This window comes from Calidithermus terrae (assembly GCF_003574345.1).
Taxonomy (GTDB): Bacteria; Deinococcota; Deinococci; order Deinococcales; family Thermaceae; genus Calidithermus; species Calidithermus chliarophilus.
Genome location: NZ_QXDL01000204.1, coordinates 1 through 7,046, shown reverse-complemented (window position 1 = coordinate 7,046; position 7,046 = coordinate 1). Strand labels below are relative to the sequence as shown.

The 7,046-nt window shown below is 69.4% G+C and carries 8 protein-coding genes; 3 read left to right on the top strand and 5 right to left on the bottom strand.

From position 1 onward, the window contains the following. Positions 1-956 (top strand): hypothetical protein (locus Mterra_RS22525; RefSeq protein ID WP_218022960.1); only part of this gene is annotated, 956 nt, incomplete at its 5' end. On the opposite strand, the gene Mterra_RS17315 is transcribed toward Mterra_RS22525, so the two are convergent. The 5 genes from Mterra_RS17315 to era all read right to left on the bottom strand — a co-directional run bounded on the left by Mterra_RS17315 (position 937) and on the right by era (position 5,351). Continuing rightward, positions 937-1,572, bottom strand: a complete 636-nt coding sequence (locus Mterra_RS17315; RefSeq protein WP_119316293.1) for a hypothetical protein — start codon at positions 1,570-1,572, stop codon at positions 937-939. The genes Mterra_RS22525 and Mterra_RS17315 overlap by 20 nt on opposite strands. Positions 1,573-1,718: 146 nt before the next feature. After that, positions 1,719-2,600 (bottom strand): acyltransferase, encoded by an 882-nt coding sequence (locus Mterra_RS17310; protein WP_119316292.1) that lies wholly within the window; start codon positions 2,598-2,600, stop codon positions 1,719-1,721. Positions 2,601-2,910: 310 nt separating this feature from the next. Beyond that, positions 2,911-3,549 carry a PIG-L deacetylase family protein gene (locus Mterra_RS17305; protein WP_119316291.1) on the bottom strand — a complete coding sequence of 213 codons (639 nt, stop codon included), beginning with the start codon at positions 3,547-3,549 and terminating at the stop codon, positions 2,911-2,913. A 6-nt stretch (positions 3,550-3,555) separates the two neighbouring features. Next, positions 3,556-4,365 carry a glucose-1-phosphate cytidylyltransferase gene (locus tag Mterra_RS17300; protein WP_119316290.1) on the bottom strand — a complete coding sequence of 270 codons (810 nt, stop codon included), beginning with the start codon at positions 4,363-4,365 and terminating at the stop codon, positions 3,556-3,558. Between the two features lie 89 nt (positions 4,366-4,454). Further along, positions 4,455-5,351, bottom strand: a complete 897-nt coding sequence (gene era, locus Mterra_RS17295) for a GTPase Era (protein WP_119316289.1) — start codon at positions 5,349-5,351, stop codon at positions 4,455-4,457. A gap of 298 nt (positions 5,352-5,649) precedes the next feature. Between era and dprA the strand changes: the two genes are divergently transcribed. Both dprA and Mterra_RS17285 read left to right on the top strand, forming a co-directional pair. Next, positions 5,650-6,669: a DNA-processing protein DprA gene (gene dprA, locus Mterra_RS17290; protein WP_119316288.1), complete on the top strand. Its 1,020-nt coding sequence runs from the start codon at positions 5,650-5,652 to the stop codon at positions 6,667-6,669. Positions 6,670-6,837: 168 nt separating this feature from the next. Beyond that, positions 6,838-7,046, top strand: a 209-nt coding sequence (locus Mterra_RS17285) for a hypothetical protein (RefSeq protein ID WP_147372907.1), incomplete at its 3' end; no start/stop codon positions are given.

Here is a 7,046-nt window from a genome sequence, read left to right as displayed (position 1 = left end):
TGCTCAGCGTGGGCGTGGCCCGGGTGGCCCTCGAGCACGCCCCTTACCCGCCCCACCGCACCACCCAGCTCCTGCTCTCCAACGCCCCCGAGACCGTCACCGCCAGCCGCGGGCTCTTCCACTACCGCTTCGCCGCGGGCGAGGGGGTGCGGCTGGTGTACCACCACAAGAACGGCAGCCCGGGGCCGCTCGACTTCGAGCTGCGGCTGAGCAACCCCACCGACCAGGCGGTCGAGGTGTGGGTCAGCGACGCGGCCGGTGGCCCGGTGGCCGACGAGCTCTACGCCGGGCACGTCGCCACGAAGCGCTGGCTCGAGCTGTACTGGAACCAGGTGGGCCAGTTCGTCGAGATCCCGCCCTACAGCACCCGCACGCTGCTGCGGCTCCCCAGCCGCGGCCAGCAGGTGGTGAGCGGGCTGCTCGAGGCCGTCGTCACCCGGGGCCCAGCCGTCACCCTCGACCTCGTCGCCCGGACCCCCGGCGAGGCCGACCCGCCGCTGGAGACCTACGCCCAGAGCCCGGCCTACCGCTTCGAGTCGCTGGAGAAGCGCGTCAGCCAGACCCACGTCGCGGGCAAGGGCACGCTGATGACGCTGGGCGAGGGGGCCTTCGAGAACGGGGTGGGCAAGGCCATCAAGGGCAGCTGGGGCGTGCTCTACACCTACGAGCTGCTGCTGCAAAACCCCTCCGAGGCCCCGCGCACGGTGGGCCTGCGGCTCAGCGCGGCCGGGGGCATCGCGCGGGGGGTGGTGTGGCTGGAGGGGCAGGGCTACGAGCTCCCCCTGCTGCGCCCCGGCCAGCCCTACGAGCTCACCCGCGTCACGCTGAACGCGCGCAGCGAGCGCCGCATCCGCCTGTCCACCCTGCCCGCCGCCGGCTCGAACTACCCCATCCGGCTGCTGCTCTACGACCCCCTCGCCACCGCCGGCCCCGGCCCTACAGGCCGAACCAGGTGAGGGGGTAGAAGTCGCGCAGTTCCTTCGCGTAAGGCTGCACCAGCCTGCGGTTGGCGGGGTCGGGGGCGGGGGCCTCGAGCGCGGTCTGGGGGTTGAAGTCGCCCGAGGCGATCTGCTGCAGCAGCTTCTGCGGGTCGAGCTTGGGGATGCCCAGCTCGAGCGCCCCGTAGGCCTGGCGCTGCACCCAGCGGTACTCCTCGAGCGAGAAGCCCTGCGCGTTGAGGCTTTGCACCTGGAGCTTCTTCGCGTCCACGACCAGCGCGCCCGACTCGCGGAAGAGGTCGAGCACGGCGCGGTAGTCGAGCTGCTGCTGGGCGCCGGAGCGCTCGGAGAGCTGGCGCAGCCGCCCCTCGATAGCCGTGTACCTCGAGCCCAGCCCCTCCCGGACGGCCCGCTGCACCCGCACCAGCCGCTGCACCTGGCCCGGGCTCAGTTGCCCGCTGGCCGGGGGCCGGTAAGCCTGCTGCCGCTGCACCCCGCCCTCGAGCTGCACCAATTGCCGGAAGTCTTGCACCAGGTTGCGGGCAGGCTGGATCAGGAACGCGTTGGCGAGCCAGCCCAGCACCCCCAGCAGGATCACGAAGCCGGCGAGGAAGAACAAGCATCCGCGGCGCATTCTTTTATGGTGCCACAGGAGGCGGGGGGTCGGTAGCTGGTGGCTGGGTGTGGGTCGTACGCCAAACGCAAGACGCAAGACGCACGTCCTACGTCTTACGCCGTACGCCTAGAACCTCGGCCCTCGTCGGCGACGGCTGTCGGCTCTCACGCCTCCCGCGTCCCGAAGCCGGGCTTGAGGAAGTCGGGGTAGTCGGGGTTGGGCTTGCGGTCGGGGAGGCGGTCTTGGCACTGCGAGGGGTGGGGCTCGCCGCGGCGGCAGTAGGGGCAGTCGTGGCGCACCTTGTAGCGCACCGGCTTGGCGGGGATGCCCAGCGCGATGGCGTGGGGCGGGATGTCCTTGGTGACCACGGCCCCGGTGCCGATGAGCGCGTCGTCGCCGACGCAGACGCCCGCCAGCACGGTGGCGTGGTAGGTGATGCGGACGCCCGAGCCGATGAGGGTCTGCTTGAGGGTCACGTCGGGCGAGGCCAGCACGTGGTGGGTGTGGCTGTAGAGGTTGACGTAGTCGGAGACGGACGAGCGGTCGCCGATGACGAGCCCGCCGATGTCGTCGAGGAAGGCGAAGCGGTGCACCACCACGTCGTCGCCGAGCTCGAGGTTGTACCCCACGCTGAACTCCACGTTCTGGAAGAACTTGGGGTTGCGCCCCACGCGCTTGAAGATGAAGGGGGCCAGCGCCCGGCGGATGGCTACGCCCGAGTGCACCGACTGCCCCAGCGGCGTGAGGTCGAGGGTCTTCCAGAACCACAGCAGCGGCTTGACCCGGTCGAATTTCTCGGGCTCGGTGGCGATGTAGTGCTCGGCCTCGAAGGTGACGTTGCGCGCGTCGAGGGCGAAGGCCGCCATCGGGGCCACCTCGGCCAGCTCCTCGTAAGGCCGCGCGTGCAGGATGCGCGCGAGCTCGTCGCGCACCAGGGCGTAGCGGTCGGTGGAAGGGTCCGCCAGTTTCTCCACCAGCCCCCCCAGCCAGTGCTGGAGGAGCCGGTCCGAGCTTTCAGGGATGGGCTTGGGTAAAAGCCAAGGCATAAATGTACCTAAGCTAGGGGCTCGAGTTAGAAAACGGTGTGAGTAAGCTTACGCCGGACGGGCAGCAGTAAGCGGTCAGCCCTCAGCCGTCAGCAAAAAGCTAGTGGCTCGTGGTGAACCCACCCAGTCCCTCCCGCCCGCGGGGAGGGTTTATCGCCCCAGCCCCCCCTCAGCAAGGGGGGAACAAGGCGTCCTGCGTACGACGTACGACGTACGACGTAGGACGTGCGTCTTGCGTCTTGCGTTTTGCGTTTTGCGTACGACGTACGACCTGCGTTTTGCGTACGACGTACGACGTACGACGCACGACCTAAACCACCACCTTCCGCGCGTAGAACGCCTCCGCGTAGCGCGTGGCCGACTCCATCCCCCGCAGGCGCGGCAGGGCACGGAAGGTCTCGGGGTCGAACCAGTGCTTCGAGCGCTGGGTGCCGAAAGCTTGCACCAGGTACTCGATCTTGCGCTCGAGCAGCTCGGGCTCGAGCCGCACGTAGAGGTTGGGCTGGCCCAAGTCGCCGTCGTACTTCGGGATCTCGTACTCGAGGACGGCGTGCGAGCGCCAGGTGTTCCAGGCGAGGTCGCTCAGGACGCGGTGGTCCTGGTGGCGGTCGGCGCGGGCGTGGGTGAAGACGAGGTGCGGGTCGAAGGCCTTGAGGGCCTCGAACTGCTCCTTGATGGCCTCGAGCTGCACCGGGAAGAAGCCGTCGCGGAAGGTGTGGGTGACGACCTCAGCTTTCCCCACGCCCTGCAGGAACAGGGCGGCGCCCTGGCGGGCCTCCGCGGCGCGGGTCGCGTCGCCGCTGAAGACCACCCACTTCACCTCCAGGCGCGGGTACTCGCGCACCAGCCGCAGCACCGTGCCGCCGCAGCCGATCTCGATGTCGTCGCTGTGGGCGCCCAGGAACAGCGCCCGCAGCGGCCGGGCGGGGTCGAAGGAGAGGGCGAACATGGGGCTTCAGGGCCGGGCCAGGGGTGCTGGGGCCAGGGGCGGGCGGCGCTTCCACAGCTCCCAGGGGGCGTTGCCGCGCGAGTACATGTCGTTGAGCGCCTGCATCTCCTTGTAGGTGTCCATGCAGGCCCAGAAGCCGTGGTGCTTGTAGGTGAGAAGCTGCCCGGCGCGGATGAGGCGGTGGAAGGGCTCGTTGACGAGCTCCTCGCCGGGGCCGATGTAGTCGAAGATCTCCTTGCGGAAGACGAAGTACCCCGCGTTCTGCCAGTTGTCGGCCTCCTCCGAGCTGCGGATGTCGCGCACGGTGCCGTCGTCGTCGGCGCTGACGTAGTGGAAGGTCACGTTGGGCCGCACGCTGACAAAGTTGGCGATCTTGCCGCTGGCGACGGCCCGCTCCACGTAGGCCCGCAGGTCGAGGTCTACGAGGCCGTCGGAGTAGTTAGCCAGGAACACCTCCTCGCCCTCGAGGTACGGCCGCACCGCCAGCAGGCGCTGGGCGATGTTGGACTGCAAGCCGGTGTCGGCGAAGGTGATCTTCCAGTCGTGGATGTCGCTGGTGATGAGGTCAACGTGCTTGCCGCCCGTCATCACGAAGTCGTTGGTGAGGGTCTCCTGGTAGTTGAGGAAGTATTCCTTGATGAGGTCGGCCCGGTGCCCAAGGCAGAGGATGAAGTCCTTGTAGCCGAAGTGGGCGTAGAACTTCATGACGTGCCAGAGGATGGGCCGGTAGCCGATGGGCACCATGGGCTTGGGGATGCTCTCCGAGTAGTCGCGCATCCGCAGGCCGAGTCCGCCGCAAAAAAGCACTACTTTCATTTCGAATCGCTCCGTGAATCCATTTTGCCCGTAATCCCGCGAACGTTGAAGGTCATTCTGGCCCGGAAGGGGTTACGGCGGCGTTACCCCTACTCGTAGCCCAGCTCGCGCAGGGCTTCGGGGTCCTTGCGCCAGTTGGGGTAGACCTTGACGGCGAGCTCGAGGTAGACCGGACGGGCCAGGAATACCGACAGCTGCTTGCGCGCCGCGGTGCCGATCTCGCGCAGCATGCGCCCTTCCTTGCCGATGAGGATGGGCTTGTGCGCCTCGCGCTCGACGTAGAGCACGGTGCGGATGTAGACCATGCCGTTGGGGCGCTCGGCGAACTCCTCGGTCTTGGTGGCGATGGAGTAGGGGATCTCGTCGCGCAGGCGCTTCATGGCCTCCTCGCGCACGAGCTCGGCGGCCCACTCCTCGGGGCTCTGGTCGGAGCGGGAGAAGTCGGGGGGGTAGAAGAAGGGCCCCTCGGGCAGCATCGCCAGGACCTCGGCCCTGAGCTCGGCCACGGCGCCCTCGTGGGTGGCGCTGAGCATGCGGGTCTCCGTGCCCGGGAGGAGCTCGGCGTAGGCCTCCATCGCGTCCTCGGGCCGCTTGGCCGCGTCGAGCTTGTTGCCCACCAGCATCACCGGGATGCCCTCGGGGCGGGCTTTGAGCGCGCGCGCGACCAGCTCGTCCTCGCGGGTGGGCGGGTGGCGCAGGTCCACCACCCATAGCACCACGTTGACCTCGGCCAGCGCCTCGACGATCTGGCGGATCATGTACTCGGAGAGCGCGTCGGCGGCCTCGTGCCAGCCGGGGGTGTCCACGAAGACGATCTGGCGCTCGCCCTCGGTGTGGATCCCGCGCACCCGCTTGCGGGTGGTCTGGGGCTTGGGGCTGATGGGGGCCACCTTCACGCCCAGCAGCGCGTTGAGCAGGGTGGACTTGCCCACGTTGGGCTTGCCCACGATGGCTACGAAGCCGGAATACGTCGTACCTTCGGTCACGGCATTAAGTTACCCCAGGCGGGGGGATGGCTGATAGCTGGACGCTGGACGCCGAACGCCGATGGCCCATAGCCGATCGCTGGACGCTGGGCGCGGGTCGTGCGTCGTACGTCGTACGCGAGATGCAACCCCCCTTAGCAAGGGGGGCTGGGGGGATAAAGCCTCCCCGCGCGCGGGGAGGGACGGGGAGCAGGCCACGAGCGTTTGGCTTTTGGCTATCGACCATCGACCATTGACCATCCGCTATCGACTATCACCACCCCCACGGGTATATTGATCCCCAGCTTGTAAGCAGTCTATGGATCCGCTCGCACTTGCTCTCACTCCCCAGGTCGGCCCGAGGCGACTGATGTTGGCGCTGCGGAAGAAGGACCTCAGCCCGGAAGCCGTCGAGGAGACGTTGGGGCGGGAGATCGGGGCGGAGTACCGCAAGGTGTTGAGGCAGGGGCGGGCCGAGCAGGAGCGGGAGCGGGCCGAGGGGCTGGGCATCCGGGTGATCGGGCTGTGGGAGGAGGGGTACCCGGAGGCGTTGCGGCAGCTCGAGAGCCCCCCCAGCGTGCTGTACCTGCGCGGGAGCATCCCCCCCTTCGAGCGCAGCCTGGGGGTGGTGGGGACGCGGCGGGCGAGCGCGTGGGCGAGCGACTGGGCGCGCAAGGTGGCGCTCGAGCTCGCCGGGGCCGGGGTGAGCGTGGTCTCGGGGCTGGCGAGGGGCATCGACACCGCGGCGCACCAGGGCAACCTCGAGGGCGGCGCCGACACCCTGGGCGTGCTGGGCAGCGCGCTCGACCAGATCTACCCGCCCGAGAACCGCGCTTTGGCCCAGCGGATGAGCCTGCTGTCGGAGTTCCCGCTGGGCACGCCGCCCCAGGCGTCGCTGTTCCCCCGGCGCAACCGCCTCATCGCCGCGCTGGCCCGCAGCGTGCTGGTGGTGGAGGCGGGCGTCAAGAGCGGCAGCCTGATCACGGCCAAGTTCGCCCTCGAGCTCGGGCGCGACGTGCTGGCGGTGCCGGGCCGCCCCGGCGACCCCTTCTCCGAAGGCTGCAACCGGCTGATCCAGGACGGGGCGGGGCTGGTGCTGGGCGCCGAGGACGTGCTGGGCAGCCTGGGCCTGCGGGCACGCCCCAAGCCCGCCCTCGAGCTCGCCGGCCCCGAGGCCGCGCTGCACCGGGCGCTGCTCGAGCTCGGCGCGGCCCTGCCCGACGACCTCGCCCAGGCAGTAGGCCTGCCCCCCTCCGAGGTGCTCGCCCACCTGACGCTGCTCGAGCTCAAGGGGCTGGTGCTGGCGCTGCCCGGGGGGCGCTACGGGGTGGGGGCCTGATCGCGCTTCCCACAATCACTCGCCTCTCCCGGCGAGCGATTTACCCGCTACAGCGATGCTGTAGCGGGCATTCGTGGGAAACGCTCTGAAGCCTCTGCCCGGCGGAATTCCCCCGCCCTGGTAAAAAGTCGCAGGGCGGGGAGGGCGTTGTGCCTAAAATGCATAGCAATGGCGTCCCGCCTCGCGCAGCGCGACGAGATCCTCACGGCCACCGCCGAAGCGGTCGGCCTGCTGGGGGGCCCTGAGCCCCACGCCCGCGTCCCCTCGGCCCTCGCGCGGTTGGGGGAGGCGTTGGGGCTCGAGCAGGTCGTGCTGTTCGAGCCAGCGCCGGAGGGCGGGGGGTTCGAGGCGATCTACGCCTGGCCGGCCCCCGACCC